Here is a 23,397-nt window from a genome sequence, read left to right as displayed (position 1 = left end):
TGTTAGCGGCCATCTGTTAACTGCTCAGCCCCGCTTCGTACCAGGGTTTGCTGGCATTGACGATGCGCACCACCAGCAGCATGACCGGCACCTCGATCAACACGCCGACCACGGTGGCAAGCGCCGCGCCGGAATGAAAACCGAACAGGCTGATGGCGGCAGCCACCGCCAGCTCGAAGAAGTTGGAGGCGCCGATAAGGGCGGAGGGACAGGCGACCGAGTGCTTCTCCCCCACCTTGCGATTAAGCCAGTAGGCGAGCCCGGAGTTGAACAGCACCTGGATCAGGATCGGCACCGCCAACAGGGCGATAACCAGCGGCTGTTCAATGATGGCGTTGCCTTGGAAGGCGAACAGCAGCACCAGAGTGAGCAGCAGGGCCGCCACCGACCAGGGCTGGATGCGGGTCATAACGCCGTCAAAATGGGCCTCCCCCTTTTTCAGCAAGGCCTTGCGCAGCAGCTGGGCGATGATGACCGGAATGACAATGTAGAGCACCACAGAGGTGAGCAGGGTATCCCAAGGCACCACTATGCTGGAGACCCCGAGCAGCAGCGCCACCAGCGGAGCGAAGGCAAACACCATGATGAGGTCGTTCACCGCTACCTGCGACAGGGTGAAGTAGGGATCACCGTTGGTCAGCCGACTCCAGACAAACACCATGGCGGTGCAGGGGGCCGCCGCCAGCAGGATCAGCCCCGCCACATAGCTGTCGAGCTGATCCGCCGGCAGCCAGTCGGCAAACAGCACGCGGATAAAGAGCCAGCCAAGGAAGGCCATGGAGAAGGGTTTGACCAGCCAGTTGATAAAGAGGGTGACCCCAATGCCCTTCATGTGCCCCTTCACCTGATGCAGGGCGCCAAAATCGATCTTGAGCAGCATGGGGATAATCATCACCCAGATCAGCAGCCCCACCGGCAGGTTGACCTTGGCCACTTCCATGGCGCCGATGGCCTTGAAGAGATCCGGCAAACCCTGCCCAAGCCCAATCCCCACCAGAATGCAGAGGGCGACCCAGGCGGTCAGATAACGTTCAAAAAAGCCGATGGCAGGCACGGCCTTGGCATCACATGTTGCAGACATCACAGCTCCCGATACGGCGCAATCCCGCATCTTCTATTGTTTCAAAACAAAGGGTTATAACAAGTAACGGCATATTCAAGCCCCCCGGCAGCAGACCGGGGCGGCGACTCACTGGTGCTGGCAGAGGCGGCGCAGGGCATCGGGCCCCACCGGCTCCTCGGCGAGTAGCGGCACCACGGCGTAGCGGCTGGCATGTTGCTGCTCGACCGCCTCGATATAGGGCAACTGGCGCTCGGCCCGCAGTTGCAGCAGTGGCGAGCTGACCGCGGCTTGCTGCAAGCTGTGGTTGATGAGCCAGCCCCAGGGCTCGATGCCCGCGCGGCGCAGATCGGCCTGCAGATTGGCCGCCTCCTGCACCGGCGTCGGCTCGGGCAGCGTCACAATCAACACCTTGGTCTGCTTGGGGTCCTGCAACTGCATCATGGGGGTGGTGAAGTGCAGCCCCTTGCTTCCCATCTGGCGAGCGATCTCCCTGTGGTAGGCGCCGGTGGCGTCGAGCAGCAGCAGGGTGTGGCCGGTGGGAGCAGTATCCATCACCACGAAGCGCTTGCCCGCCTCGCGAATAATGCGCGAGAAGGCCTGAAACACGGCGATCTCCTCGGTACAGGGGGAGCGTAAGTCCTCCTCCAGCAGTGCTCGCCCCTGCTCGTCCAGCGCTGCCCCCTTGGTGGCCAGCACCTGGGCGCGGTAACGCTCGGTCTCGGCGTGGGGGTCGATGCGGCTCACCTCCAGATGGGGCAAACTAGCTGCCAGCGTCTCGCTCAGGTGCGCGGCGGGATCCGAGGTGGTGAGGTGCACCGGCAGGCCGCGGCTCGCCAGCTCCACCGCCACGGCGGCCGCCAAGGTGGTCTTGCCCACCCCGCCCTTGCCCATCAGCATGATAAGGCCGTGACCGTCGGCGGCCAGCTCGTCCACCAGCGAACTCAACTCGGGCTGGGCTGGCAGATGGGCTGACGTTGCCAGTGATACCTGCACACCTGCATCCTGTGGTTGCAGCAGCTGGCGCAGGCTCTCGACCCCCACCAGATTGGTGCCCAGCAGCGGGATATGATCCTGCGCCAGCCCCTTGATCCCTTGCGGCATCTGGGCGAGAGCCTGTTGCTCGCGCTGCCAGAGCGCCATTGCCAGCGGATCTCCGGCAATGGCGCCTTCGGGGAAGAGGCCATTAATCACCAGTTGCTGATTCAACAAGCCGATGGCGGCCAGCTCCTCGTGGGTGCGGGCCACTTCCCGCAGAGTGGATTGCTGGGCGCGCGCCACCAGCACCAAGCGGGTGCGGGCAGCATCAGCCAGGGCAGCGACCGCCTCGCCATACTGGCTGCGCTGTTTCTCCAACCCCGCCAGTGGGCCGAGGCAGGAGGCATCCCCCTTGCCCTGCTCCAAAAATTCGCTCCAGGCGCCCGGCAATTGCAGCAGCCGGATGGTGTGGCCGGTTGGGGCCGTATCAAAGACGATATGGTCATACTCGGCCAGCAGCGTTTGGTCGGTCAGCAGCGCAGTGAATTCGTCAAAGGCGGCGATCTCGGTGGTGCAGGCGCCGGAGAGCTGCTCCTCGATGCTGCGCACCACGCTCTCGGGCAACTTGCCGCGCACCGGCCCGACGATCCGCTCCCGATAAGCTTTGGCCGCCGCGGGGGGATCTATCTCCAGCGCCGACAAACCGGGCACAGCGGCGATGGCGGTGACGCGATTGCCGATCTCGGTGGCAAACACCTGCCCCACGTTGGAGGCAGGGTCGGTGCTCACCAGCAGTACGCGCTTGCCAATATCACAAAGAGCCACCGCACTGGCGCAGGCCAGCGAGGTCTTGCCCACCCCGCCCTTGCCGGTGAAAAAGAGAAACGGCGGTGGATTGGTCAGAAAATGGTACATAGCCTCTCCCGAATGGTGCGTCACGACTCAGCAGCAACCGCTGCCAGAGCAGCAGCCGCCCTTGACGATCCCCTTGATGGCCGCTTGCGGCGCAGGCAGCCCGGCATAACGAGCCAGCTCGCTGCGGCTCGGATAACGGCCGGTCAACACCACCTGCCCCTCTACCAGCACCAGCGGCAACCCCTCCTCCCCGGCGTGGGTCAGAAAAGAGCTGACGGCAGGCGTCTCGGCAAACTGCATCGGCTGCTGGGCCAGATTGAAACGCTCGATGGCAACGCCCTGCTCCTTGGCCCAGGCGAGGTCTGCTGCGAAGGTGACCAGTGCCTGATCAACCTCGGTACCGCAGACACCGCTGGAGCAGCAGAGGGCGGGATCAAAAATCTGAATGGAGGACATGGCATTACTCCTTGTTGCAGCAGGGCTGCGCAGGCAGAACATGGGGGGAGCAGGCTGACTCGGCACGCATCACGCCGCACGCCTCGGGATGACCGGCGCAGCACTCCTCGGTGAGGTAGGCGATCACATCCAGCATCAGGGGAATATTGGCGCGGTAGCGCAGAAAGCGCCCCTCCTGCTCCACCGACAGCAGACCGGTGTTGAGCATCGCCTTGAGGTGAAACGAGAGGGTATTGGGGGCAATATCGAGCTCGCTGGCCAGTTCACCGGCGACCAGCCCCTCCAGCCCGGCCTTCACCAGCAGCCGCCATACATCGAGCCGGATGCCGGATGCCAGCGATTCAAAGACCTTGGTGGCCGTCTCTTTGTTCATAGTTGCCTCTCGTTGGATGCTCTTTTATTTCAACTATACAAGAATTATTGAAATGATCAATTTACAGACTCTCATTTTGCAATGATGCGAGGGAAGAGCAAGGAATCGGAAGGAGAAGCCGGGAGGGGATTGCTGTGGGTAAAACAGAGACGCCCTCCGGCAGGGAGGGCGTCAGCCAAGGGTCTGCAACAGACTCTTACTTGGTCACGGGAACGGCGTTGAAGGTAAGCAGGGCCGCCTTGTTGGCGTCGCTCAGAGTCAGCTGGTTGCCGTTGATGGTGTAGGTGGCCACCTTCTCCAGCTTTTGCAGGAACTCAGTCTCTTTGTTCATGGCGTCACCGATGCACATCATGCGAGTGGAGCCCATGGCCCCCAGCGTCAAGACACCGTCACCCTGCTTGGTGATACCGCCAAAATAGCGGTTGCAGCCACCTTTTCCCGCCACCTTGCCGTCGGCAATGTGCAGGGTAAAGGTATCGCCAGTGGCACCTTGCAGTTGCCAGCCGGATGCCTGCAGTTGAGTCATGGTAGAACCGGTCGCCATGGCGCAGCCTCCCAGTGCCAGCGCGGCCAGCAGAGTCAGTTTCTTGTTCATGGATTCACCTCTTAATGATTGGACTCATCAATATGGCAGCCTGTTTAACATGGTCGGCGCCTCAGCCAAAGCGATTTATTGTGATCAGAGTTCACTTAACTCCGCTCTGGCATGTGCCATGCTTAAGCTCAGTTCCGGACCCAGGGAGGGGAAAAGAATGACCAAGGCGCTTCTCATCACACTGCTCGCATCCTGCACCAGCGTGGCCGCTCAGGCTGCCGACTGGGATCTCTTCAAGCAGCCAGCCGACCCCGCACTTTATGTCAAAAGTTACTCCGGGGTACTGCTCAACAGTCAGAACCATCACAGCGACAGTTTTGATCTCTGGCTGGTCAACAGCGGCTATCAATATCCGGTGATGGATGATGTGACCCTCTTTATGGAAGCGGGGCCGGCTGTTGCGGATCAGAACCGCCAATCAGGTTTCAACATGAGCTCGGGGGTACGTTATCAACTCTCCCCCGCCTTCAATGTCGGCAGCCAGATCCGCCATCTGGAACTCAATCAGGGCAGCACCCTGCTGGAGCTCAACTCCAGCCTGATGCTGACCCCCAGACTCTCCCTGACCGCCAATTACGGCGTCAGCGCCTCTACGGCCGATCAGGCGCTGAGCCTGGGGGTGGGTTTCAACTTCTGAATCAGATCAGCGGCGTGGCACTCACCACCACGCCGTTGCGATCCGCGTAGATGTAATCCCCTTCATGAATGGTCACGCCGGCGAAGTTCACTACGGCGCCAAGCTCGCCCTGCCCGCGCTTCTCGGTCTTTACCGGACAGGCCGCCAGCGCCTTGACCCCAAGCGCCAGCGTCGCCAGAGTGCCCACATCCCGCGCCGCACCGTGGATCAGGATCCCCTCCCACCCCTGCTCCACCGCCTTGATGGCCAGTTGATCACCAAGCAGTGCCCGGCGCAGTGAACCGCCACCGTCGATCACCATCACCTTGCCTTGGCCGGGACGATTCACCAACTCCCGCACCAGACTGTTGTCTTCGTAGCAGGAGAGGGTCACGGCGCGACCGTAGAAGATGGCTTTGCCACCGAAATCGTGAAAACAGGGTTCAGCCACTTGCAGCATATCGCCGTGCTGATCGCAGAGGTCGGGCAGAAGATCCAGCATGATTTGATTCCTTTCAGATGCATGAAGATGTTCATTCTTTCATCAACAATTGGCTCTGACAATCCAGAAAGCAGCGATATCTCCCAGACAAACTGCTGATTTATCGCTTAATACCGGCACCAGCCAGAGTTGCCCGCCTTCTATCCAGTAGATGGCATTCTGGCCAAAGCGGGCAGCCAGTGCGCAAGCCTCTGATAGGGGCAGCGCCACGGCGAGCGAGGACTCACGCCAGCTTTCGTCCGGTGCGGCTCCCCATACAGGGCCAGCCATATTGACGCCTGGCATGGACGCCAGATGACGCCAAAGTGCCCGCTCGCGACGCTGGTTGCGACGCTCTCCGACCCATTGGCTGGCAGGATTCCAGGCTGTAACGATGGCAAATTCGGGCCAGGAAGGCATTCCAAATGGCGCTAAAAAGCAAATTTTCTTGTAGTTTTCCCACAAAATCATGTCAATCACATGTTACATTCCATTACATTTTATAGGGGCGAAAACCCCGTTAAGGCCAAGTATGATGCTGTTGTGCCACGGTTTGACCTATATCAAAACAGAGTTAAAAAGTTGCTATCTGACGGCAAAGGGTGTTGTTATGCTCCTGTTAACTGATAAAATGCGGCAACTTCGTAATGGACGACCTTTCCAGGCTTGCTCGAGTAGTCTTCTCGGGAACCTATAAGTGGCACAGGGATATTTGCCGATACTGATGCCAAATTCACACTATGCCGACCTGACCTTCATACCCAGGATGACGTAATTAATTTTCAGGATCAGTCAGGAAATCGGCTTGAAACGCCAAGAAGTGTTAAATTTAAGATAATTAACTGATAAGAATCTGGGAATACTCATGCAAACACCACACATTCTGATCGTCGAAGACGAACTGGTCACTCGTAATACCCTGAAAAGCATTTTCGAGGCAGAAGGCTACATCGTACTCGAGGCCAACAACGGCGACGAGATGCATCAGGCCCTCACCTCTCACACCATCAATCTGGTGATCATGGACATCAACCTGCCGGGCAAGAACGGCCTGTTGCTGGCCCGCGAGCTGCGCGAGAACGACAACATCGCCCTGATGTTCCTGACCGGTCGCGACAACGAAGTGGACAAGATCCTGGGTCTGGAGATCGGCGCCGATGATTACATCACCAAGCCGTTCAACCCCCGTGAACTAACCATCCGTGCCCGCAATCTGCTGAGCCGCACCATGAATGTGGCCGCCGGTGGCGAAGAGAAGAAGCTGGTTGAACGTTACCTGTTCAACGGCTGGGCGCTGGATATCAACAGCCGCGCGCTGGTCAGCCCCACCGGCGACATGTTCAAGCTGCCGCGCTCCGAGTTCCGTGCCATGCTGCACTTCTGCGAAAACCCGGGCCAGATCCAGACCCGTGCCGAACTGCTGAAGAAGATGACCGGCCGCGAGCTCAAGCCCCACGACCGTACCGTCGATGTGACCATCCGTCGTATCCGCAAGCACTTCGAAAGCGTCAACGATACCCCGGAGATCATCGCCACCATCCACGGCGAAGGTTACCGTTTCTGCGGCGAGCTGGAGCAGGAGTAATTCCGTACCGCTTACCCATCCGAAGAGGCGCCTGTGGCGCCTTTTCTTTTTTCTGGCTCCCGATGCGCCATCAAGAGTGACAAAGAGAAGCAAATCGCGGACAAACAAAAAGCCCACTCGCAGGAGTGGGCTTTTTGCTTTGAAGCTGGAGCGGGCAGCGGGAATCGAACCCGCATCATCAGCTTGGAAGGCTGAGGTAATAGCCATTATACGATGCCCGCCTGGCATCTGAAATTTGGAGCGGGTGATGGGAATCGAACCCACGTATGCAGCTTGGGAAGCTACCGTTCTACCATTGAACTACACCCGCGTCAGGGCTCCTACTATATGCATTTTGCCGGTGAGCGCAATGCCGTCCTTGCCACTTTTTTCAATAAATCAATCTGTTCGGACAAGGATTGAACAGTCGGTTGCTTTTTCAAGCAAACATTTTCAACACAGATAATTTACAAGGTTGCCAAGGCCAAACGGCGAGGATAGTCTTGCGCCACTCGACGCGAGGATGGTGGTAATGGATAAAAAAACGCAAAAACGTCTCTATGGCTGGTTGCGCACGCAATCGAGTCACGGTCGCCGCTGGATCACGATTTCCATCGCCTTTGGCTTGGGTCAGGGCATTCTGATGGTGGCGCAAGCCTGGCTGCTGGCGACCCTGCTCCACGGCTTCATCATTGAGGGCAAACAGCCGGAACAATCCATCCCCCTCTTTATTACCCTGCTACTGGTAACCCTCGGCAAGGCGGCACTCGCCTACGGCCGCGAAGTGGCCAGCTTCAAGGCTGGCAGCGCGGTGCGCCAGACCATCCGCCAGCTGGTACTCACTCGCTTAAGCCGTCTCGGCCCTGCCTATATCCAGCGTCGCCCGGCCGGCAGCTGGGCCAGCCTGCTGCTGGAACAGATTGAAAACATGCAGGATTTCTTCTCCCGCTATCTGCCGCAGATGGCCATCGCGGTCTTTATTCCGATGGTCATTCTGGTGGCCGTATTCCCGGTCAACTGGGCGGCGGGCCTGATCCTGCTGGGCACAGCACCGCTTATCCCCATCTTCATGATCCTGGTCGGTGTCGGCGCCGCCGATGCCAACCGCCGCAACTTTCAGGCGCTGGCTCGTCTCTCAGGCCACTTCCTCGATCGCCTGAAGGGGCTGCGAACCCTGCAACTCTTCATGCGCACCCAGGCGGAAGGCGACGCCATTCGCGACGCCTCGGAAGATTTTCGCGAGCGCACCATGGAAGTGCTGCGCCTTGCGTTCCTCAGTACCGCCGTACTGGAGTTCTTCGCCGCCATCTCGGTCGCGCTGGTCGCCGTTTACTTCGGCTTCTCCTATATCGATCACCTCGATTTTGGCCACTATGGCAGCAAAGTTACTCTCTTTACCGGCCTGTTCGTGCTCTTCCTTGCCCCCGAGTTCTACGCACCGCTGCGGGAACTGGGTGCCCACTACCATGCCAAGGCACAGGCCATCGGCGCAGCCGAACAGCTGCTCGAATTCCTCGAAGCCGAGGTGAGCGAGCCAGCCGCAGGCAGCACCTCTTTCAACGCCGACAGCCCCATCAAGGTAGAAGCCAAAGGTCTGGAAGTACTGAGCGCCGAGGGCAAGGTGCTGGTCGGCCCCATCGACTTCACCCTTGCAGCCGGTTCACGCACCGCCCTGGTCGGCATCAGTGGCGCCGGCAAAAGCTCGCTGGTCAACGCCCTGCTCGGCTTTACCCCCTATCGCGGCGAGCTCAAGGTAAATGGTCAGGAGCTGGCCACCCTCGACATGAGCCAGTGGCGTCCGCAACTGGGCTGGCTCTCGCAAAACCCGCAACTGTTCCACGCCTCTCTTCGCGACAACCTGCTGCTGGCCAAGCCAACAGCCAGTGATGCCGAGCTGGAGGAGGCTCTGAAACGGGCGCAGGCATGGGAGTTTGCCATGGAGAAGGGGTTTGACTATCCGGTTGGCGATCAGGCGGGCGGCCTCTCGGTCGGTCAGGCCCAGCGCCTCGCACTGGCGCGCACCCTGCTCAAGTCAACCCAGCTGATGGTGCTGGATGAGCCGACAGCCAGTCTGGATCGCCACTCGGAGCGGGCCATCATGGCCACCCTTGAAGAGGCGATGGCCAACCAGACCCTGCTGATGATCACCCACCGCCTCGACCAGCTCGGCCAGATGGATCAGATCCTGGTGCTGGAGCGCGGTCAGCTGGTGGAACAGGGCAACTTCCAGCAACTTTGTCAGGCAGAGGGGCCCTTCGCCCGGCTGCTCTCCCAACGTTCCGAGGGCTCTCTCGATGACTGATCTCTTGCCGTTTTTGCGCCTCTACCGTCAGCACTGGCTCAGCCTCTCCCTCGGCCTGCTGCTGGCACTGGTCACCCTGATCGCCGGGATGGGGCTGCTCTCCCTCTCCGGCTGGTTCCTCTCTGCCGCCGCCGTTGCCGGGATGGCAGTCGCCAGTCGCGACAGCTTCAACTACATGACGCCGGCTGGCGGGGTGCGCTTCTTCTCCATCATCCGCACCGCCGGTCGCTGGGGTGAGCGGGTGGTGAGCCACGATGCCACCTTCCGGGTACTGACCCGGCTGCGGGTCTGGTTCTGGCAAAAGCTCTCGCCACTCTCCACCGGTACGCTGGCAGGCTTTCGTCAGGCGGATCTGCTCAACCGGCTGGTGGCCGACATCGATGCGATGGACCACGTCTACCTGCGCCTGCTCACCCCCATCGGTGCCGCACTGCTGGGCACGGGTGCCATGGTACTGTTCCTCTCCCTGTTCGACAGCCGTCTCGCCCTGATCCTTGGCGCCATTCTGCTGTTTGGCATGATCGCCCTGCCGCTGGTGTTCTACTTCCTCGGCCGTCGCCCCGGTCAGGCACTGATCGCCGAAAAGGCCAGCCTGCGCACCCGCATGGTGGACTATCTGGATGGTCAGGCCGAGTTGCAGATGTTTGCCGCCGCCCCCAAGGCGCTGGGTGAACTGCAACAGGCCGAGCAGGCACTGCTCACTGCCCAGGCCCGCATGGCCAAGGTGAGCGGGCAGGCCAACTTCTCGGTGCAACTGCTGAGCGGCTGGACCCTGACCCTGATGCTCTGGATGGCAGGCCACGGCGTTGCGGGAGCTGCGCCCGATCCCGTTACCGCCCTGATGGTATTTGCCACGCTGGCGAGCTTCGAAGCGCTGATGCCGCTGGCAGGCTCCTTCCAGCACCTCTCCACCAGCCTCACCTCGGCACGCCGCCTGAACGAGATCCTGCAAGAGGCCAAGGCGCCCGAGTGGGGCAGCGAGCAGGCTCACGCCAGCCAAGGTTCGCTGCAGATCAATGACCTCTACTTCGGTTATCCCGGCAATCCGCAGCCGGTGCTGCGCGGCTGCACCCTGCAACTGCATGCTGGCGAGAAGCTGGCGCTGCTGGGCCAGACCGGCTGTGGCAAATCGACCCTGATGGGCCTGCTGACCCGCGAGTGGAGCCCGCAGGCGGGCAAGATCCTGCTGGGTGGCAAGCCGCTGGCCGACTACAGCGAAGGGGCGCTGCGCGCCTCCATCTCGGTGGTGAGCCAACGGGTACACCTGTTTGCCGATACCCTGCGCGGCAACCTCAAGTTGGCTGCACCGACCGCCACTGACGAGCAGCTGATCGAGGTGCTGACCCGGGTTGGCCTTGCCACCCTGCTGGAAGATGAGGCGGGTCTGGATGCCTGGCTCGGCGATGGTGGCCGCCCGCTCTCCGGTGGCGAGCGCCGCCGTATCGGCATTGCACGCGCCCTGCTGCACGACGCGCCGCTCTGGCTGCTCGATGAGCCGACCGAGGGGCTCGACAGCCAGACGGAGCGGGAGATCATGGCGCTGCTGTTCACCCTGGGGGCCGACCGCTCCATGCTGCTCATCTCCCACCGTCTGCTGGGACTGGAGCAGATGGATCGCATCGCCCTGATGGAAGAGGGGCAGATCCGCCTCTGCGCCCCTCACGATGAGCTGCTGGCGGATGAGTACTATCGCAGCCTGCATCAGCGGCTGGCACCGGTCTGATATCCGCCTGATGGCGGTCACACCCTGACATTCGAGGTCAAAACGGGGCTGGCCGCCACAGGCGACTGGCCCCTATAATGGCCCCTCATTATTCAACAAGATGCCGACATGGAGCGCCTGCGCCTTTCTACTGTCCTCATCACCGACACAAGATACGAGATGATGAAACGCCTGATCCTGATGATGCCCCTGATTGCCTCCGGCTGTGCCAACTACGCCTTCAACAGCAATCTGGATAAAGAGAACTTCGACGACTACTTCAAACCCGGTAGCGTGCGGATTTACGAGCAAGCTCAGCTGGCCGATCTCAACTACCTCTACCTCGGCACCGTCGAGGGGGAATCGTGCCAGGCCGATGCCAAGCAGCCGGTGCCCAACGCAGGTGAAGCGCGCACCCTGGCTCGCCGCCGCGCTGCCGACATGGGCGGCAACGGCGTCACCTTCGACAAGTGCAGCGAATTCAGCGATACCCCCGGCTGCCTGAAGCAGGTCATCTGCTACGGTCAGGCGCTGAAAGTGGCTGAAGAGAAGTAACGGCTCATGGCGCTCGCCATCGTGCGTCTCGGCTCGCCCCGCCTCCCCGACGAGGGGCTGCGGATCGGCACGGTACGTCGCCCGCCCCGCGGCGTGCCAAAAACCGAGTTTGCCAGCCAGAACTGGTATGACGTCTGGTTCCCAAACCTGGCCCCTAGCAGCGAAACCATGAAGCTGGGGCAGGCCGCGGAGACCCCGGCCCAGTGGGCTGCCTTTGGCAAGGCGTACAAGGCGGAGCTGGCGACCCCGGCAGCCAAACACGATCTGGCGCTGCTGGCCGCCCTCTCCCACACCACCAACCTGTCGGTAGGTTGCTACTGCGAGCAGGAGTCCCGCTGCCACCGTGCCATTTTGCGGAAGTTGCTGGCGGCCGCAGGTGCGGACATCCGCTAGCACCCGCATGCCATGCGGGTAAAAATAAAAACAGGAGGGCATCATTACGATGCCCTCCTGTTTTCAGGTATTGCATAACGCGCCAGTTCGCTATGCGCTATCGCACCTGCTGGCGCAGCAGCATCTCTTGATCAATGGTCATCCCTTCGGCCACCGCCGCATCCGGCGTCCGTGCCAGCCACTCGGCCAGATCGGCGGCCGTCTCCTCCAGCGGCCGGAAGTTGAGACCGTGCACGATGGCCGCCTCGGCGCTGATGCGGCCATAACCGGCATACTCCGGCAACATATTGGGCAGCAGGGTCGGATAGCTCAGCCAGGGCTCGACCCCGGCCGCCAGCAGTACCGGCCAGGGCACCCAATCAGCCTCTATGGGGGAGGCAGCTCCCACTCTCGCCGCCAGCCGCTCGACCCAATCTGCCAGCGCAATGCCCGGCTTGACCAGATTGAAAACTCCCGTCAACTGCTGCTCGGCAGCCCGCAGCACAAACTCGGCGCAGTCGCGCACATCCAGATATTGCAGTCGATCCTGCCCCGCCCCCGGCAGCAGCCAGCGCCCGCCCTGCTGCACCCGCGTCACCCACCAGGCCATGCGGCCGGTGTGATCATGGGGGCCGCACAATACGCCCGGGCGCAGAATGCAGAGCCGATCCCCCCAGCGGGCGCGATACACCTCTTCGCACAACACCTTGAGCGGGCCATACTCCTCGGGCTGCTCGCCCGCACCGATGACATGCAGAGGCGCCGATTCATCCATTCCGGGTTGGGCGAAGTCGCGATAGACGCTGATGGTGGAGATAAAGATGAGCCGCTCGCAGCGCCCGAGCAGGGCCGCCGACAGGCTCGCCGCCTGCTCTGGCCGATAGCAGCAGGTATCGATAACGAGATCCCACTGCCGCCCCTCTCCCTGCAGCGCACCCAGATCGCCATTGCGATCGCCGATGAGCTGTACCAGCTCCCGCCAGTCGGGATGCTGGTGATGGCCGCGATTGAACAGGGTCACCTCGTGCCCCCAGTCAAGCGCCAGCGCAGTCAGGTGGCGCCCCAAAAATCCGGTACCACCGATAATCAGCAGTTTCATCCCTCTCCCTCCCCATCCGGCTTACTGTTGCGGTCTTCGCACCGTGGCGAGCCAGCACCGCTCCTCCTGTTTGTCCCACCCTACGCAACTTGGCGCCAAGGCACAGCCCTCGGTATACCGGGATGGGACGGGGATCACGGCAGTCGACGGCGAGGGCGCCGCACGGGGAAGCCTGCGTTTTGGGGCCGCATGTGCTAAATTGCCAGGGTTTTCAGCCAGGATCCGCCATGAAGTTCGAAATCGACACCCTCGGAATTATCCGCTCTCCCTACAAGGAGAAGTTCGCCATTCCGCGCCAGCCCGGCCTGGTCAAATCGGCCCGTGCCCGCCTCGAGCTGCGCCCTCCCTACGATCAGCCGGACGTGCTGCGCGGCATCGAGCAGTTCTCCCATCTGTGGCTCAGCTTCGTCTTTCACCAGACCATGGAGCAGGGGTGGAATCCGACGGTGCGCCCGCCGCGCCTGGGCGGCAACGAGCGGGTCGGGGTCTTTGCTACCCGTTCCACCTTTCGCCCCAATCCGCTCGGCCTCTCGGTGGTCGAGCTGCACGGGGTGGGCCGCGAGCGCGGCAAACTCTGGCTGGAGCTGGGTGCCGTCGATCTGCTCGATGGCACCCCCATCGTCGATATCAAACCCTATATTCCCTATGCCGACAGCCTGCCGGAGGCCCGTGGCGGCTTTGCCCCCGATGCCCCGACCCCGCCGCTGGCGGTGAGCTTCAGCCCGGACGCTGAGTTGCAGCTGCAAACGTGGAGCCAGCGCTACCCCGAACTGCGCCAGCTGGTGAGCGAAGTGCTGGCACAGGATCCACGCCCTGCCTACAAGAAGGGCAAGCCTGACGAGAAGGAGTACGGCGTGCGGCTGTTCAACTGCAATGTGCGTTTCCGGATCAGCGAGCCCGCCTGTCTGGTCATTGCCATCGAACCGGCCTGACCATCAGGGTCTGGCCGATCTTTTCACGGGCGCTTCACACTGCTCACGCTTTAATTAACCTGTAAATTGTGTGGTATTGATCAGCTCCTCAACGAGCCGGCAGTGATACCATCTCCATGGCAGTATCATGCGGAAAATACAGACGATTTTCCTCTAACAGGCGCTCCGGCCTGCACCTGTGTGCATCCGGCAGGCGTCGCCAATGGCACTGGCCTCCTCCGATCGTTTCGCTCATCGGGAGATGCCACACGGATGTGACTCTTTGACTGAAGGAAACCAACCATGCTGATGAACAGTGAACAACGCTACGGCACCCTGAGTCTCGGGCTGCACTGGCTGACCCTGTGGGCCATGATCGCCGTCTATGCCCTGATCGAATTTCGCGACATTTTTCCCAAAGGAGACCCGGGCCGGGACCTGATGAAGGAGTGGCACTTCATGCTGGGGCTGCTGATCTTCGCACTGGTCTTTATCAGACTGGCCCTGCGCTGGATGAGCCCGACGCCGCGTATCGTGCCCGAGCTCTCCCCCCTGATGCACAAGCTGGCCAAGCTGGCCCATATTGCCCTCTACGGCTTCCTCATTCTGACCCCGCTGTGTGGCTGGCTGCTGCTGAGCGCCGCTGGCAAGCCCATCCCCTTCTTCGGGTTTGAATTGCCTGCGCTGATAGCGCCTAGCCCTGACGCCAAAGGGTTTATCAAGGAGGTGCACGAAACCCTGGGCAATCTGGGTTACGCCCTGATCGCCCTGCACACTGTGGCCGCCCTCTTCCACCACCATGTGCTCAAGGACAACACCCTGACCAATATGCTGCCGCCGCGCCGCAGCTAAGACGTTGCAGACAGACAAAAGAGGGGGCCACCATGGCCCCCTCTTGCTATCCGGCATCCATCACGCCTGCTTGGCCAACGGCTCGCTGCCTTTGCCACGACCCTCTTTGGCCAGCGCCTTCACATTTCCTTTCCCTTCGACGGGCACGCTCTCCAGCTCCTGATTGGCTGGTACCGGTGCGGGAGAGCTGGCAGAACTCTCATCCGGACGAGAGTGACCGATAAAGTTGCCTCCCTTGCTGATGGAGAGACTGCCGCCCTTGAACGTCCCCTGCATGCGGCCACTCTCGAGTATTTCGACTTCGGCGGCAGAGCAGGTACCATCCAGCAGGCCATTGATGATGACGCGGGGAGCCTTCACCTCTCCCTCGACACGGCCACCCGCCATGATGCGCAGGATCCCGTCGCTCAGCACTATGGTGCCGACCAGCACTCCACGCACCTCCAGATCCCCCTCAAGCTGCAACTCCCCCTTGAAGCGGGCCCCTGCGGCGATCACCGTTGCCTTTCCCGGCACAGAGCCCTCGCCCTTGGCTTTTCGTCCAAACATTCCGAATCTCTCCCCCAACCAGACAAGCAGAACCAGCGGCATGGGCGCCACTGGCCATAAATAGGCATCCGACCCCAGTACATAGAGCAGCAGTGCCGCTCCCCAGCAGAGCCAGACCAGATAGAGAAGGTCGCTACGCTCCCGCTCCTGCAGGTGGCATCGCCACCTGATGGCCATCTCTCTCATCACCACACCCTTTGCAGCATGGCCAGTCAGCAAACGCCGATGCGATGGCCATCGATAACAACATGCTCGGGATAGACGACCAATCGGAGGAAACTCTGAAGCCCGGGTGATTCAGTCCCGATACAGGCGGGAGGCATTAGGATACGGATTGACTCCGCATAGCGAACACCTTCTAATTGACTGCTTGGATCCCTATGACCGCCGCACACACCATGAAAATTCTCCTGGTCGAAGACGACAAGCTGCTCAATCACCACCTCTCCTCTCTGCTGACCGAAGCAGACAATCAGGTCTACAGCACCGATCAGGCAGGGATTGCGCAGCACTATGCAACGGATTACCCCATCGACGTGGCCATCATCGATCTGGGTCTGCCCGATATGGATGGCCTGCAACTGATCCGCGAACTGCGCGAGAAGCAGATCCCCTTCCCCATCATCGTCCTCACTGCCCGTGGCAACTGGCAGGACAAGGTGGAAGGACTGGAAGCGGGTGCCGATGACTATCTGGTCAAACCGTTTCAGAAGGATGAGCTGCTGGCTCGCCTCAACGCGCTGGTGCGCCGCAGTGCCGGCTTTATCTCGCCGCGAGTAAAAGCGGGCGACTATGAGCTCGATCTCTCCCGCAAGGAGCTGACCATCGCCGGTGAAGTGGCCGTGCTGACCAGCTTCGAATACCTCATTCTGGAGTACCTGATGCGCAACGCCCGTCAGGTGGTCTCCAAGCAGCAGCTGCTCGACCAGCTCTACGGCGATGGTGAAGGGGATCCCAACACCATCGAGGTCATGGTGAGCCGCCTGCGCAAGAAACTGGATCCGGAGGGGACAATTCAACCCATCTCCACCATCCGCCGTCAAGGTTACATCTTCAACCTGTCGTGCAACTGATGCGATTCTGCCCGCTACTGCGGATGGTGTGGGTGCTGCGCCGCTCGCTGCACATCAAGCTGCTGCTCAGCTCTCTGCTGGTGATCGCCCTCAGCATGGGCTTTGCCGTCTATGCCCTCTACCTCGGCCATGTCGAGGAGCAGACCCAGAAGGCGAGCGCCCGGATGCAGGAGAACCTGGCCAAGCTCTTCTCATCGACCGAGCCGAGCAATGGCGGCCCGACCGATCTCAGCCACATCTCCCGCAATGCCGGGGATGCCGACCTCGATACCCTGATTTGCCGCGCCGATGGTGAACGGATCTGGTCGAGCCTGCACATGCCGGAGGTGATCAAGGCCAAAGAGAGTATCTGCGGCGACCTGATGCAGTATCTGGGGGGGATGGATCTCGACTACTTCTTCAAGAAGCACACCATCAAGAACGGCGAAAGCTACTTCGTCTACAGCCTGCGTTTTATCCGCAACCCCGGCACTGGGACCACCGCCTACTACGTGGTGATGATCGATTCGGCCAAGCGCTATCACGCAGAATCCCTCGCCTATCTCGGCCATATCGCCCGGCAGGCGGTGCTCGCCTACATGCTGCTGGCCAGCCTGCTGCTGCTCACCACCTACTGGAGCCTCGGCTCCCTGCGCACCATAGCCCGCCAGATCGATGACATTCGCTCCGGCAAGCTCGACTCTCTCTCCAGCGATTTTGAACAGGAGCTCACCCCGCTCACCGAGTCGGTCAACCAGCTGCTGGAGAACGAACGCCAGCAAACCCAGCGCTACCAGCACGCCCTGAACGATCTCGCCCACAGCCTGAAAACCCGGCTGGCGCTGATCCAGATGACCACCCGCGAGCTGGAGCTGGGCCGGGAGATCCACGACAACATCAACGAGCAGATCCTTACCATGGATCAGATGATCCAGTACCAGCTCAGACGCGCCGTCACCGGCCGTCAGCGCCTTGCCAGCAAGGGCACCGAGCCGGTGCCGCTCATCGAGAAGCTGCTCGCCAGTCTGACCAAGGTCTACCGTCACAAGAAGCTGCAAACCCACTTCACGTTCGATGATGATGCCCTGTTCCACGGCGAGCAGGGGGACTTGATGGAGTTGATGGGCAACCTGCTCGACAACGCCTGCAAGTTTGCCATCAGCGAGGTGCGGGTGACCCTGCGTCGCCATCTCGAGCGCCTGCGTATCGAGGTGGAAGATGATGGCCCCGGCATCGATGAGGCCAAATCCGAACAGATCTTCCAGCGCGGCGTGCGCGCCGACAGCTCCCCCGGTCAAGGCATCGGTCTGGCGGTAGTGACCGAAATCGTCCACAGCTACGGCGGCCAGATCCGGGTGGATGAATCTCCTCTAGGCGGTGCCCGTTTTACCCTGGACTTGCCCTGACTTCCGGCCAGCCTCCCTGCAAAACCTCTGCGTTGCGGCCCCTTTAGCGGCCCGCAACCCTTTGCTCATCAGACCACATATTGGTCGCATTCATGTCCCTCGATGTTACAATCCGGTCACAAAAAATCGGGAAAGGTAATGAAAACATGAAGATCCGAATGCTATTGCTGGCCGCCCTGCTCTGCCACGGCGCCGTACAGGCGCAAGAGAAGGCCCCCGATGGCTGGCAAGATGGCCCCATGACCCGTCTCAAGGCACAGGCCCTGCTGCAAACCCTCAACGCCACCTTGCTGAGCAACCCGAGTGCTACCGTCACCCTGCAAAACTGGTGCGCCGACCACAAGATGGCGGGCGAACCGCGCATTCGCGCCCTGCGTGACCAGACAACACGCAAACCAGCCGATGCCGCCACCCGCGAGCTGTTCAAGATCGGCGCCGATGAGCCGGTGGGCTATCGCCGGGTGCAGCTAACTTGCGGCGATCATATCTTCTCGGAAGCGGACAACTGGTATGTCAAAAGCCGCCTCACTCCGGAGATGAACCAGCTCCTCGACAGCAGCGACACCCCGTTCGGGCTCGCGGTCAAGGCGCTCAACTTCAGCCGCAAGACACTCTCCTCCACCCTGCTCTGGTCGCCCCTGCCGGCTGGCTGGGAGATGAAGATGCCCGTCATTGCCACCAGCAAGGCACCGCTGACCATCCCCGAGCAGGTATTGCAGCACCGCGCCCTGCTTTCACGGGAGGATGGCACGCCGTTCAGTCTGGTGGTCGAGACCTACCGCCGGGATCTGTTCGCCTTCCCGCTGGATGCGAACAACGGTCAATGATCCAGCGCTGGTAAGCGGCCAATAAAAGAGGCCGGACTATCTCATTTCGTCCGGCCTGCTTGCTACACGGGAGAGCTTTCTGTCGGTGTTTATTCAGATAAAAGGGACGGCACCATAGCGATTTGAATAGGGATTGCCGCGCTTTGCCTTGAAAAAAAGCACCATCAGCGGGCCGATAATCGGGATTAATCCCAGCAGCAAAAACCAGCCATTGCGACCAATGTCGTGCAGACGGCGCACGCTCAATGCCCAGCAGGGCACAATAATAAAGAGACCATATACGCCCATCAGTTTGTAGCCATAATCCAGCTGTTTGGTCAGCAGCGAGAGGATGACACAAATAACGGTATTGATAAGAACGAACATCCAATATTCTTTGCGCGAGGCCCGTCCTTTGAAATCAGCAAATTTCTGAAATGCACGAAAATACCAGTTCATAAAAACTCCAGCTTCTGCGTCTATGTTGATTTTGCACGAAGGAGACAGAAATAAGCGATAGCAAAACCATCAGTATTGGTATTGGTCGCTTGTCATAACCTGCTGCGGCCAGACAAAGATAATTGGACATTGTGATATTCAGCAAGACAATTAGGATTATAAAATATAAAAGAGAATACCCCGTTAATCGCCGATATGGCCAATGAGCGCCGCCAACGGTGCCAGCTCTGGCTTTGCGCAGTGTGACAGGCCGCGGGTTTTAAAGATTTTTGATAATTTTTGATAACTTTTCATCGTGCAAACACGCACAATAAGGGCTTTGCAGCAGAGCCATAGGCGGTGTTTCCGGCCGATACTGGTCCCGAAAGCTACAAAGGGAGTCAGAGTAAAGCATGGCAGCGGAAGAATGGAAGCTGGATAACGGCAGCCAACAGTGCGGTAACTGGATAAACGCTACGTTGGCAAACCAGGCTCAATAACAGCGCATGGATATCAGGGATGACCAGATGAACAAGACAGCGGCTATATTCTCCATTCTCTTCAGCATGAATCTCCATGCTGGCCAGAACCTTGTGACCATTAACAGCGATGCTCATCCGGTTATCGGGGTATGGCGCCTCAATTTTGCCGATACCAGCTGTTATGAAGAGTACGACTTCAGGGCGGATGGTCGTCTCTATACCTCGTCAAATCAACAGCAGATCGAATCATCCTATATTATTGAGCGCGAGCCATCAGCTTCCGGGTTTTACCGACTGGAAGAGCATATTCTCAAAGAAAATGGTGGCAAAGACTGCCTGGACATGTCCCAGAATGAGGATACCGACTACGTCTACTATCTGAAATTTTCGCCGTCGGAAGATCAGTTTTTAATCTGTCTCGATGAGAGCGATGAAGAGTGCATTGGTTATTTTATTCGCCAGTCCAGTCCGCACCAACAAAAAATACAGCAGATCGCGGCAACCACCATGTAGCCCCCTGGCTTTATGGATTTAATTTATTTGTTACTGGCCAGACCTTTAAAATATAAAAAGAGGTTGGGTGAGTTCACAGCAAATAAAAACATCCGACCTTGATTCGATAATACATCCAACAATGTTGCCCACCAAAGAGATAAATATGGTTGTGCTAACCGGTTATATCATTGTGCCCGCCTCCGATTTACCAGCCATCATGGAGGAGCTTGATAACCATATCCAGCTGACCCGACAGGAACATGGCTGCCTGCAGTTCGAGGTGACGCAAAGCAGACTCAACCCCGGCCGCTTCGAGGTCTGCGAGACCTTTCGCGATCCCGCCGCCTTTGCCGCCCATCAAGCCCGGGTCAAAGCCTCCCGCTGGGGGGATATCACGGTCAATGTCGAGAGACACTATACCGTGACGGGACTTGGCGAATAGCCATAGCCCCTCGCCTATTTTCCACCTTCAACAATTGAGAGACTTATGATCCGCCCATTATCCAAATCCGATCTCGATGCCGCAGTCGAGCTCTGGTATCAGGCCTCGGTCAAGGCCCACGGCTTTATTCCCGCTGAGTTCTGGCATGCGCAGCGTGCAGCGATGCGGGATATCTATCTGCCTGCCAGCGAGAGCTGGGTTTATGAGGAGCAGGGGCTGCTGGCAGGGTTTATCTCCTGGCATCAGGGCTCTGTTGCCGCCCTCTTCATCGCCCCGAGCTTGCAATCACAGGGGCTGGGTCGACAGCTGCTAGACCACCTCAAGTCACGGCATGAGCAACTTGAGCTCACCGTCTACGCCGAGAATGCGCAGGCGCGGCGCTTTTACACCCGCAACGGCTTTCACGAGGGGGAGCAGAGAATATGCGAGCATAGCGGCCACGCCGAGATCATCATGCAGTGGCAGCGGGGCATCTGACGTCAAAAACAGTGGCTGATTGCTGACATGCTGCGGCAGGGCAGGCAGGCGTTGCCTTGAATGCCATGACGCCATTCTCTACAATGCCCCACTTTATATCCATTTCGGGTCATAGCCATGAGCGATACCAGCACCAAGCCGGCACTGCCGGATCACCTCTCCTGCAATCCCCGCAGCCCCCACTATGTGGCGGCCTGCTTCGAGCATCCGATCGGTATTCGCCTGAACGGCAAAGAGCGCACCGACGTCGAAGAGTACTGCATCAGCGAAGGCTGGGTGAAGATCCCCTCCCCCAAGGCGCTGGATCGCCGCGGTCAGCCCATCCTGATCAAGCTCAAGGGCACCGTCGAAGCCTATTACAGCTAATTGCAGCTGCCCGCTTCGGTTAAAAACAAGGCCACCCTCGCGGTGGCCTTGTGGTTTGCGTCGGTCTGCACGACGACAAGCTGCTCGGGTTTATACCCCCAGCCGATCGCGCAGGGTGTACCAGGCGGCGCCCGCGGCGGTGAAGGGGATGCGGAACAACCGACCACCCGGGAAGGGGTAGTGCGGCAGTTTGGCAAAGGCATCGAAGCGCTCCGCCTGACCGCTCAGCACCTCCGAAAGCAGCTTGCCCGCCAGATGGGTGCAGGTGACACCGTGGCCGCTGTAGCCCTGCATGTAGTAGATGTTGGGGCCGATGCGGCCAAACTGCGGCAGGCGCGACAGGGTGAGCAGGAAGTTGCCGGTCCAGGTGTACTCCACCTTGACGTCGGCCAGCTGCGGGAAGGTCTTGAGCATCTTGGGGATGATCAGCCGCTCGATATCCGCCGGATCCCGCGCGCCATAGACCACGCCGCCGCCATAGATCAACCGGTGATCGCCGGAGGTGCGGTAGTAGTCGAGCAGGTAGTTGCAATCCTCCAGACAGTAGTTCTGCGGCAAGAGTGAACGGGCCCGCTCCTCTCCCAGCACTTCGGTGGCGATCACCTGGGTGCCGCAAGGCATGCTCTTGCTGGCCAGTTCCGGCACCAGATTGCCGAGGTAGGCGTTGCCGGCCACCACGATAAAGCGCGCCTTCACCGCCCCTTTGGCAGTCTTGACCAGCGCCGGCTGGCCCGGAGTAATGCTGGTGACGGCGGACTGTTCGAAGATCTGCCCTCCCTGGATGCGGATCGCTTCCGCCTCCCCCAGCGCCAGATTGAGAGGGTGAATATGGCCGCCGCTCTTGTCGAGCAGGGCGCCGACGTAGCGATCGCTCGCGACCACCTCGCGCACCCCCTTGGCATCGAGCAGCTCCAGCTGCTCATTGCCCCACTTCTCCCAGCGCGCCTTCTGCGCCTTGAGCTCGTGCAGCTGCTTCTCGGTCTCGGCGGCAAAGACGCCCCCCTCCTGCAGATCGCACTGGATGTTGTAGCGCTTGATCCGCTCGCGGATGATCTGCCCCCCCTCAAACAGCATGGAACCGAGCAGCCTGGCCTGATCCGGCGGGCAGTTCGCTTCTATGGTGTCAATGTCGCGGCTGTAGGAGTTGACGATCTGGCCGCCGTTGCGGCCGCTGGCGCCAAAGCCGACCCGCGCGGCCTCCAGCACCACCACCTTGTAGCCCTTCTCTACCAGATGCAGGGCGCTGGAGAGGCCGGTATAACCCGCCCCGATGACGCAGACATCGCACTCCAGCTGTTCGGTCAATGTCGGGTAGGGCGCGTGTTTATTGGCGCTGGCTGCGTAGTAACTGTTTACATGTTCGGTCATGATCCCTGTTTCCTTACCGGTTCTGTTGCCAAACTACTGTCAGGATTAAAAGCTCGCCGGGGTGTGGGCGCTGACGATGCGGCAGGTCTGCCCCGACGGATTGCTGAAACTGTGGGGCTCGCCGGTGTCGATCACATAGCTGTCGCCCGCTCCGAGTTGATAACTCTGGCCTGCCACCGTCAGGGTTACCGACCCCTCCAGCACAGTGCCGACCTCCTCTCCCTGATGCTTGACCTGCCCACCGGTGTCGGTGCCGGGGGGATAGGTCTCCAGCATAAAGCCGAGCTGGCGGCGGTTGTTGCCGTTGTGCACCAACTTCATCGAGACCCCCTGACTGCCCAGCTCGATAAGCTGTTCAGCCTTGATCACCACACTGCAGGGGCGGCTCTCCTCCTCGGCGAAAAAGCGCGACAGCGGCAGGCCATAGACGGTGAGCAGCTTTTGCAACGACGCCACCGAGGGGCTCACCTTGTCCTGCTCTATCATGCAGATGGCGCCGTGGGTCAGGCCGCTCAGCTCCGCCGCCCGCCGCTGGGAGAGCCCCAGCTGGTGGCGCACTGCCGCCAACCGCTCGCCCATGGTACGGGCACCACTCTGCGGCACCAGCTGCAGACGAGCCTCGCTCTCACTGCTCTGTGACCCGCTCATGGCAGGCCCCCTCTCATCTTCTGCCTGCACTCCCGCAACATGGGTCATCTCCCTCTTCCCTCTGGTTAAAATAGCGGACCAGCACCATCCCTGGCTG

27 protein-coding genes and 2 tRNA genes are annotated in these 23,397 nt (G+C 60.2%); 15 read left to right on the top strand and 14 right to left on the bottom strand.

Annotation, left to right across the window (positions count from 1 at the left end):
* Positions 1 to 16: 16 nt before the first annotated feature.
* From arsB to NOM67_RS09090, 5 genes are all read right to left on the bottom strand, one after another.
* The gene (gene arsB / locus NOM67_RS09110; RefSeq protein WP_255936219.1) at positions 17 to 1,081 is read right to left on the bottom strand and encodes an ACR3 family arsenite efflux transporter; all 1,065 of its coding nucleotides are present in this window, start codon (positions 1,079 to 1,081) and stop codon (positions 17 to 19) included.
* 108 nt (positions 1,082 to 1,189) lie between these two features.
* Positions 1,190 to 2,953: an arsenical pump-driving ATPase gene (arsA, locus tag NOM67_RS09105; protein ID WP_156852233.1), complete on the bottom strand. Its 1,764-nt coding sequence runs from the start codon at positions 2,951 to 2,953 to the stop codon at positions 1,190 to 1,192.
* Positions 2,954 to 2,980: 27 nt separating this feature from the next.
* Positions 2,981 to 3,349, bottom strand: a complete 369-nt coding sequence (gene arsD / locus NOM67_RS09100) for an arsenite efflux transporter metallochaperone ArsD (RefSeq protein ID WP_156852234.1) — start codon at positions 3,347 to 3,349, stop codon at positions 2,981 to 2,983.
* A 4-nt stretch (positions 3,350 to 3,353) separates the two neighbouring features.
* The gene (locus NOM67_RS09095; protein WP_156852235.1) at positions 3,354 to 3,722 is read right to left on the bottom strand and encodes a helix-turn-helix transcriptional regulator; all 369 of its coding nucleotides are present in this window, start codon (positions 3,720 to 3,722) and stop codon (positions 3,354 to 3,356) included.
* Positions 3,723 to 3,918: 196 nt separating this feature from the next.
* Positions 3,919 to 4,317 carry an META domain-containing protein gene (locus tag NOM67_RS09090; protein ID WP_156852236.1) on the bottom strand — a complete coding sequence of 133 codons (399 nt, stop codon included), beginning with the start codon at positions 4,315 to 4,317 and terminating at the stop codon, positions 3,919 to 3,921.
* Positions 4,318 to 4,474: 157 nt separating this feature from the next.
* On the opposite strand from NOM67_RS09090, the gene NOM67_RS09085 reads away from it, so the two are divergent.
* Positions 4,475 to 4,954, top strand: a complete 480-nt coding sequence (locus tag NOM67_RS09085; RefSeq protein ID WP_255936215.1) for a hypothetical protein — start codon at positions 4,475 to 4,477, stop codon at positions 4,952 to 4,954.
* 1 nt (position 4,955) lies between these two features.
* On the opposite strand, the gene NOM67_RS09080 is transcribed toward NOM67_RS09085, so the two are convergent.
* Together NOM67_RS09080 and NOM67_RS09075 are read right to left on the bottom strand one after the other, a co-directional pair.
* Positions 4,956 to 5,435, bottom strand: a complete 480-nt coding sequence (locus NOM67_RS09080) for a putative 4-hydroxy-4-methyl-2-oxoglutarate aldolase (protein WP_041208276.1) — start codon at positions 5,433 to 5,435, stop codon at positions 4,956 to 4,958.
* Positions 5,436 to 5,477: 42 nt separating this feature from the next.
* Positions 5,478 to 5,885: a DUF3293 domain-containing protein gene (locus NOM67_RS09075; RefSeq protein ID WP_255936532.1), complete on the bottom strand. Its 408-nt coding sequence runs from the start codon at positions 5,883 to 5,885 to the stop codon at positions 5,478 to 5,480.
* 394 nt (positions 5,886 to 6,279) lie between these two features.
* Here NOM67_RS09075 and arcA point away from each other — a divergent pair, with 394 nt between their 5' ends.
* Complete coding sequence (gene arcA, locus NOM67_RS09070; protein WP_005338193.1) at positions 6,280 to 6,999, top strand: two-component system response regulator ArcA; 720 nt, start codon at positions 6,280 to 6,282, stop codon at positions 6,997 to 6,999.
* 146 nt (positions 7,000 to 7,145) lie between these two features.
* On the opposite strand, the gene NOM67_RS09065 is transcribed toward arcA, so the two are convergent.
* A tRNA-Gly gene (locus NOM67_RS09065) sits at positions 7,146 to 7,220 on the bottom strand.
* Between the two features lie 15 nt (positions 7,221 to 7,235).
* Positions 7,236 to 7,309, bottom strand: a tRNA-Gly gene (locus NOM67_RS09060).
* A gap of 201 nt (positions 7,310 to 7,510) precedes the next feature.
* Between NOM67_RS09060 and cydD the strand changes: the two genes are divergently transcribed.
* From cydD to NOM67_RS09040, 4 genes are all read left to right on the top strand, one after another.
* Positions 7,511 to 9,280, top strand: a complete 1,770-nt coding sequence (gene cydD / locus NOM67_RS09055) for a cysteine/glutathione ABC transporter permease/ATP-binding protein CydD (protein WP_255936212.1) — start codon at positions 7,511 to 7,513, stop codon at positions 9,278 to 9,280.
* A complete protein-coding gene (gene cydC, locus NOM67_RS09050; RefSeq protein WP_255936210.1) occupies positions 9,273 to 11,003 on the top strand; it encodes a cysteine/glutathione ABC transporter ATP-binding protein/permease CydC in 1,731 nt (576 codons plus the stop codon). The genes cydD and cydC overlap by 8 nt, the downstream gene beginning before the upstream one ends.
* A 162-nt stretch (positions 11,004 to 11,165) precedes the next feature.
* Positions 11,166 to 11,537 carry an Rcs stress response system protein RcsF gene (gene rcsF / locus NOM67_RS09045; protein ID WP_033113362.1) on the top strand — a complete coding sequence of 124 codons (372 nt, stop codon included), beginning with the start codon at positions 11,166 to 11,168 and terminating at the stop codon, positions 11,535 to 11,537.
* A gap of 6 nt (positions 11,538 to 11,543) precedes the next feature.
* Positions 11,544 to 11,930, top strand: coding sequence for a DUF488 domain-containing protein (locus NOM67_RS09040; RefSeq protein WP_255936208.1), 387 nt, complete (start codon positions 11,544 to 11,546; stop codon positions 11,928 to 11,930).
* Between the two features lie 97 nt (positions 11,931 to 12,027).
* On the opposite strand, the gene NOM67_RS09035 is transcribed toward NOM67_RS09040, so the two are convergent.
* Entirely contained in the window at positions 12,028 to 13,008 is a 981-nt protein-coding gene (locus tag NOM67_RS09035) for an NAD-dependent epimerase/dehydratase family protein (RefSeq protein ID WP_255936206.1), read from the bottom strand.
* Between the two features lie 227 nt (positions 13,009 to 13,235).
* Between NOM67_RS09035 and tsaA the strand changes: the two genes are divergently transcribed.
* Complete coding sequence (tsaA, locus tag NOM67_RS09030; protein ID WP_043851404.1) at positions 13,236 to 13,940, top strand: tRNA (N6-threonylcarbamoyladenosine(37)-N6)-methyltransferase TrmO; 705 nt, start codon at positions 13,236 to 13,238, stop codon at positions 13,938 to 13,940.
* A 282-nt stretch (positions 13,941 to 14,222) separates the two neighbouring features.
* Positions 14,223 to 14,771 carry a cytochrome b gene (locus NOM67_RS09025; protein ID WP_139396253.1) on the top strand — a complete coding sequence of 183 codons (549 nt, stop codon included), beginning with the start codon at positions 14,223 to 14,225 and terminating at the stop codon, positions 14,769 to 14,771.
* A gap of 60 nt (positions 14,772 to 14,831) precedes the next feature.
* On the opposite strand, the gene NOM67_RS09020 is transcribed toward NOM67_RS09025, so the two are convergent.
* Positions 14,832 to 15,506: a polymer-forming cytoskeletal protein gene (locus NOM67_RS09020; RefSeq protein ID WP_370689161.1), complete on the bottom strand. Its 675-nt coding sequence runs from the start codon at positions 15,504 to 15,506 to the stop codon at positions 14,832 to 14,834.
* A gap of 212 nt (positions 15,507 to 15,718) precedes the next feature.
* Between NOM67_RS09020 and NOM67_RS09015 the strand changes: the two genes are divergently transcribed.
* The 3 genes from NOM67_RS09015 to NOM67_RS09005 all read left to right on the top strand — a co-directional run bounded on the left by NOM67_RS09015 (position 15,719) and on the right by NOM67_RS09005 (position 18,605).
* Complete coding sequence (locus tag NOM67_RS09015; protein ID WP_033113361.1) at positions 15,719 to 16,393, top strand: response regulator; 675 nt, start codon at positions 15,719 to 15,721, stop codon at positions 16,391 to 16,393.
* Entirely contained in the window at positions 16,393 to 17,778 is a 1,386-nt protein-coding gene (locus NOM67_RS09010; protein WP_255936530.1) for an ATP-binding protein, read from the top strand. The genes NOM67_RS09015 and NOM67_RS09010 overlap by 1 nt, the downstream gene beginning before the upstream one ends.
* 146 nt (positions 17,779 to 17,924) lie before the next feature.
* The gene (locus tag NOM67_RS09005; protein WP_255936199.1) at positions 17,925 to 18,605 is read left to right on the top strand and encodes a hypothetical protein; all 681 of its coding nucleotides are present in this window, start codon (positions 17,925 to 17,927) and stop codon (positions 18,603 to 18,605) included.
* A 93-nt stretch (positions 18,606 to 18,698) separates the two neighbouring features.
* Here the strand turns inward: NOM67_RS09005 and NOM67_RS09000 are convergent, their stop codons facing one another.
* Entirely contained in the window at positions 18,699 to 19,043 is a 345-nt protein-coding gene (locus NOM67_RS09000) for a DUF805 domain-containing protein (RefSeq protein ID WP_033113334.1), read from the bottom strand.
* A 506-nt stretch (positions 19,044 to 19,549) separates the two neighbouring features.
* Here NOM67_RS09000 and NOM67_RS08995 point away from each other — a divergent pair.
* From NOM67_RS08995 to NOM67_RS08980, 4 genes are all read left to right on the top strand, one after another.
* On the top strand, positions 19,550 to 20,017 hold the full coding sequence (locus tag NOM67_RS08995; protein ID WP_215803379.1) for a hypothetical protein: 468 nt from the start codon (positions 19,550 to 19,552) through the stop codon (positions 20,015 to 20,017).
* A gap of 145 nt (positions 20,018 to 20,162) precedes the next feature.
* Positions 20,163 to 20,441, top strand: coding sequence for a putative quinol monooxygenase (locus NOM67_RS08990; protein ID WP_239104606.1), 279 nt, complete (start codon positions 20,163 to 20,165; stop codon positions 20,439 to 20,441).
* 45 nt (positions 20,442 to 20,486) lie between these two features.
* Positions 20,487 to 20,918: an N-acetyltransferase gene (locus NOM67_RS08985; RefSeq protein ID WP_255936192.1), complete on the top strand. Its 432-nt coding sequence runs from the start codon at positions 20,487 to 20,489 to the stop codon at positions 20,916 to 20,918.
* A gap of 117 nt (positions 20,919 to 21,035) precedes the next feature.
* On the top strand, positions 21,036 to 21,284 hold the full coding sequence (locus NOM67_RS08980; protein WP_005347440.1) for a DUF3297 family protein: 249 nt from the start codon (positions 21,036 to 21,038) through the stop codon (positions 21,282 to 21,284).
* A gap of 90 nt (positions 21,285 to 21,374) precedes the next feature.
* Here NOM67_RS08980 and NOM67_RS08975 read toward each other — a convergent pair whose 3' ends face one another.
* Entirely contained in the window at positions 21,375 to 22,652 is a 1,278-nt protein-coding gene (locus NOM67_RS08975) for an FAD-binding oxidoreductase (RefSeq protein ID WP_033113332.1), read from the bottom strand.
* Positions 22,653 to 22,697: 45 nt separating this feature from the next.
* Positions 22,698 to 23,231 carry an HTH-type transcriptional regulator PuuR gene (gene puuR, locus NOM67_RS08970; RefSeq protein WP_370689162.1) on the bottom strand — a complete coding sequence of 178 codons (534 nt, stop codon included), beginning with the start codon at positions 23,229 to 23,231 and terminating at the stop codon, positions 22,698 to 22,700.
* Positions 23,232 to 23,397: the final 166 nt, after the last annotated feature.

The sequence above is a fragment of the Aeromonas sp. SG16 genome (assembly GCF_024436135.1).
Classification (GTDB): domain Bacteria; phylum Pseudomonadota; class Gammaproteobacteria; order Enterobacterales; family Aeromonadaceae; genus Aeromonas; species Aeromonas jandaei.
The sequence above is the reverse complement of the archived record's forward strand: the minus strand, read 5'-3'. Positions and strand labels throughout refer to the sequence as shown.

Bases quoted from the DNA above. Each gene is read 5' to 3' on its own strand.
- tsaA (WP_043851404.1), top strand. From the start codon at position 13,236: ATGAAGTTCGAAATCGACACCCTCGGAATTATCCGCTCTCCCTACAAG.
- arsD (WP_156852234.1), bottom strand. From the start codon at position 3,349: ATGTCCTCCATTCAGATTTTTGATCCCGCCCTCTGCTGCTCCAGCGGT.
- cydC (WP_255936210.1), top strand. From the start codon at position 9,273: ATGACTGATCTCTTGCCGTTTTTGCGCCTCTACCGTCAGCACTGGCTC.
- NOM67_RS09095 (WP_156852235.1), bottom strand. From the start codon at position 3,722: ATGAACAAAGAGACGGCCACCAAGGTCTTTGAATCGCTGGCATCCGGC.
- NOM67_RS08985 (WP_255936192.1), top strand. From the start codon at position 20,487: ATGATCCGCCCATTATCCAAATCCGATCTCGATGCCGCAGTCGAGCTC.
- NOM67_RS09040 (WP_255936208.1), top strand. From the start codon at position 11,544: ATGGCGCTCGCCATCGTGCGTCTCGGCTCGCCCCGCCTCCCCGACGAG.
- NOM67_RS09000 (WP_033113334.1), bottom strand. From the start codon at position 19,043: ATGAACTGGTATTTTCGTGCATTTCAGAAATTTGCTGATTTCAAAGGA.
- NOM67_RS09010 (WP_255936530.1), top strand. From the start codon at position 16,393: ATGCGATTCTGCCCGCTACTGCGGATGGTGTGGGTGCTGCGCCGCTCG.
- NOM67_RS09020 (WP_370689161.1), bottom strand. From the start codon at position 15,506: ATGAGAGAGATGGCCATCAGGTGGCGATGCCACCTGCAGGAGCGGGAG.
- NOM67_RS09085 (WP_255936215.1), top strand. From the start codon at position 4,475: ATGACCAAGGCGCTTCTCATCACACTGCTCGCATCCTGCACCAGCGTG.
- NOM67_RS08980 (WP_005347440.1), top strand. From the start codon at position 21,036: ATGAGCGATACCAGCACCAAGCCGGCACTGCCGGATCACCTCTCCTGC.
- NOM67_RS09080 (WP_041208276.1), bottom strand. From the start codon at position 5,435: ATGCTGGATCTTCTGCCCGACCTCTGCGATCAGCACGGCGATATGCTG.
- NOM67_RS09015 (WP_033113361.1), top strand. From the start codon at position 15,719: ATGAAAATTCTCCTGGTCGAAGACGACAAGCTGCTCAATCACCACCTC.
- NOM67_RS08975 (WP_033113332.1), bottom strand. From the start codon at position 22,652: ATGACCGAACATGTAAACAGTTACTACGCAGCCAGCGCCAATAAACAC.
- NOM67_RS09090 (WP_156852236.1), bottom strand. From the start codon at position 4,317: ATGAACAAGAAACTGACTCTGCTGGCCGCGCTGGCACTGGGAGGCTGC.
- NOM67_RS09005 (WP_255936199.1), top strand. From the start codon at position 17,925: ATGAAGATCCGAATGCTATTGCTGGCCGCCCTGCTCTGCCACGGCGCC.
- arsA (WP_156852233.1), bottom strand. From the start codon at position 2,953: ATGTACCATTTTCTGACCAATCCACCGCCGTTTCTCTTTTTCACCGGC.
- puuR (WP_370689162.1), bottom strand. From the start codon at position 23,231: ATGGGCGAGCGGTTGGCGGCAGTGCGCCACCAGCTGGGGCTCTCCCAG.
- cydD (WP_255936212.1), top strand. From the start codon at position 7,511: ATGGATAAAAAAACGCAAAAACGTCTCTATGGCTGGTTGCGCACGCAA.
- NOM67_RS08990 (WP_239104606.1), top strand. From the start codon at position 20,163: ATGGTTGTGCTAACCGGTTATATCATTGTGCCCGCCTCCGATTTACCA.
- arcA (WP_005338193.1), top strand. From the start codon at position 6,280: ATGCAAACACCACACATTCTGATCGTCGAAGACGAACTGGTCACTCGT.
- NOM67_RS09075 (WP_255936532.1), bottom strand. From the start codon at position 5,885: ATGATTTTGTGGGAAAACTACAAGAAAATTTGCTTTTTAGCGCCATTT.
- NOM67_RS09035 (WP_255936206.1), bottom strand. From the start codon at position 13,008: ATGAAACTGCTGATTATCGGTGGTACCGGATTTTTGGGGCGCCACCTG.
- rcsF (WP_033113362.1), top strand. From the start codon at position 11,166: ATGAAACGCCTGATCCTGATGATGCCCCTGATTGCCTCCGGCTGTGCC.
- NOM67_RS08995 (WP_215803379.1), top strand. From the start codon at position 19,550: ATGAACAAGACAGCGGCTATATTCTCCATTCTCTTCAGCATGAATCTC.
- NOM67_RS09025 (WP_139396253.1), top strand. From the start codon at position 14,223: ATGCTGATGAACAGTGAACAACGCTACGGCACCCTGAGTCTCGGGCTG.
- arsB (WP_255936219.1), bottom strand. From the start codon at position 1,081: ATGTCTGCAACATGTGATGCCAAGGCCGTGCCTGCCATCGGCTTTTTT.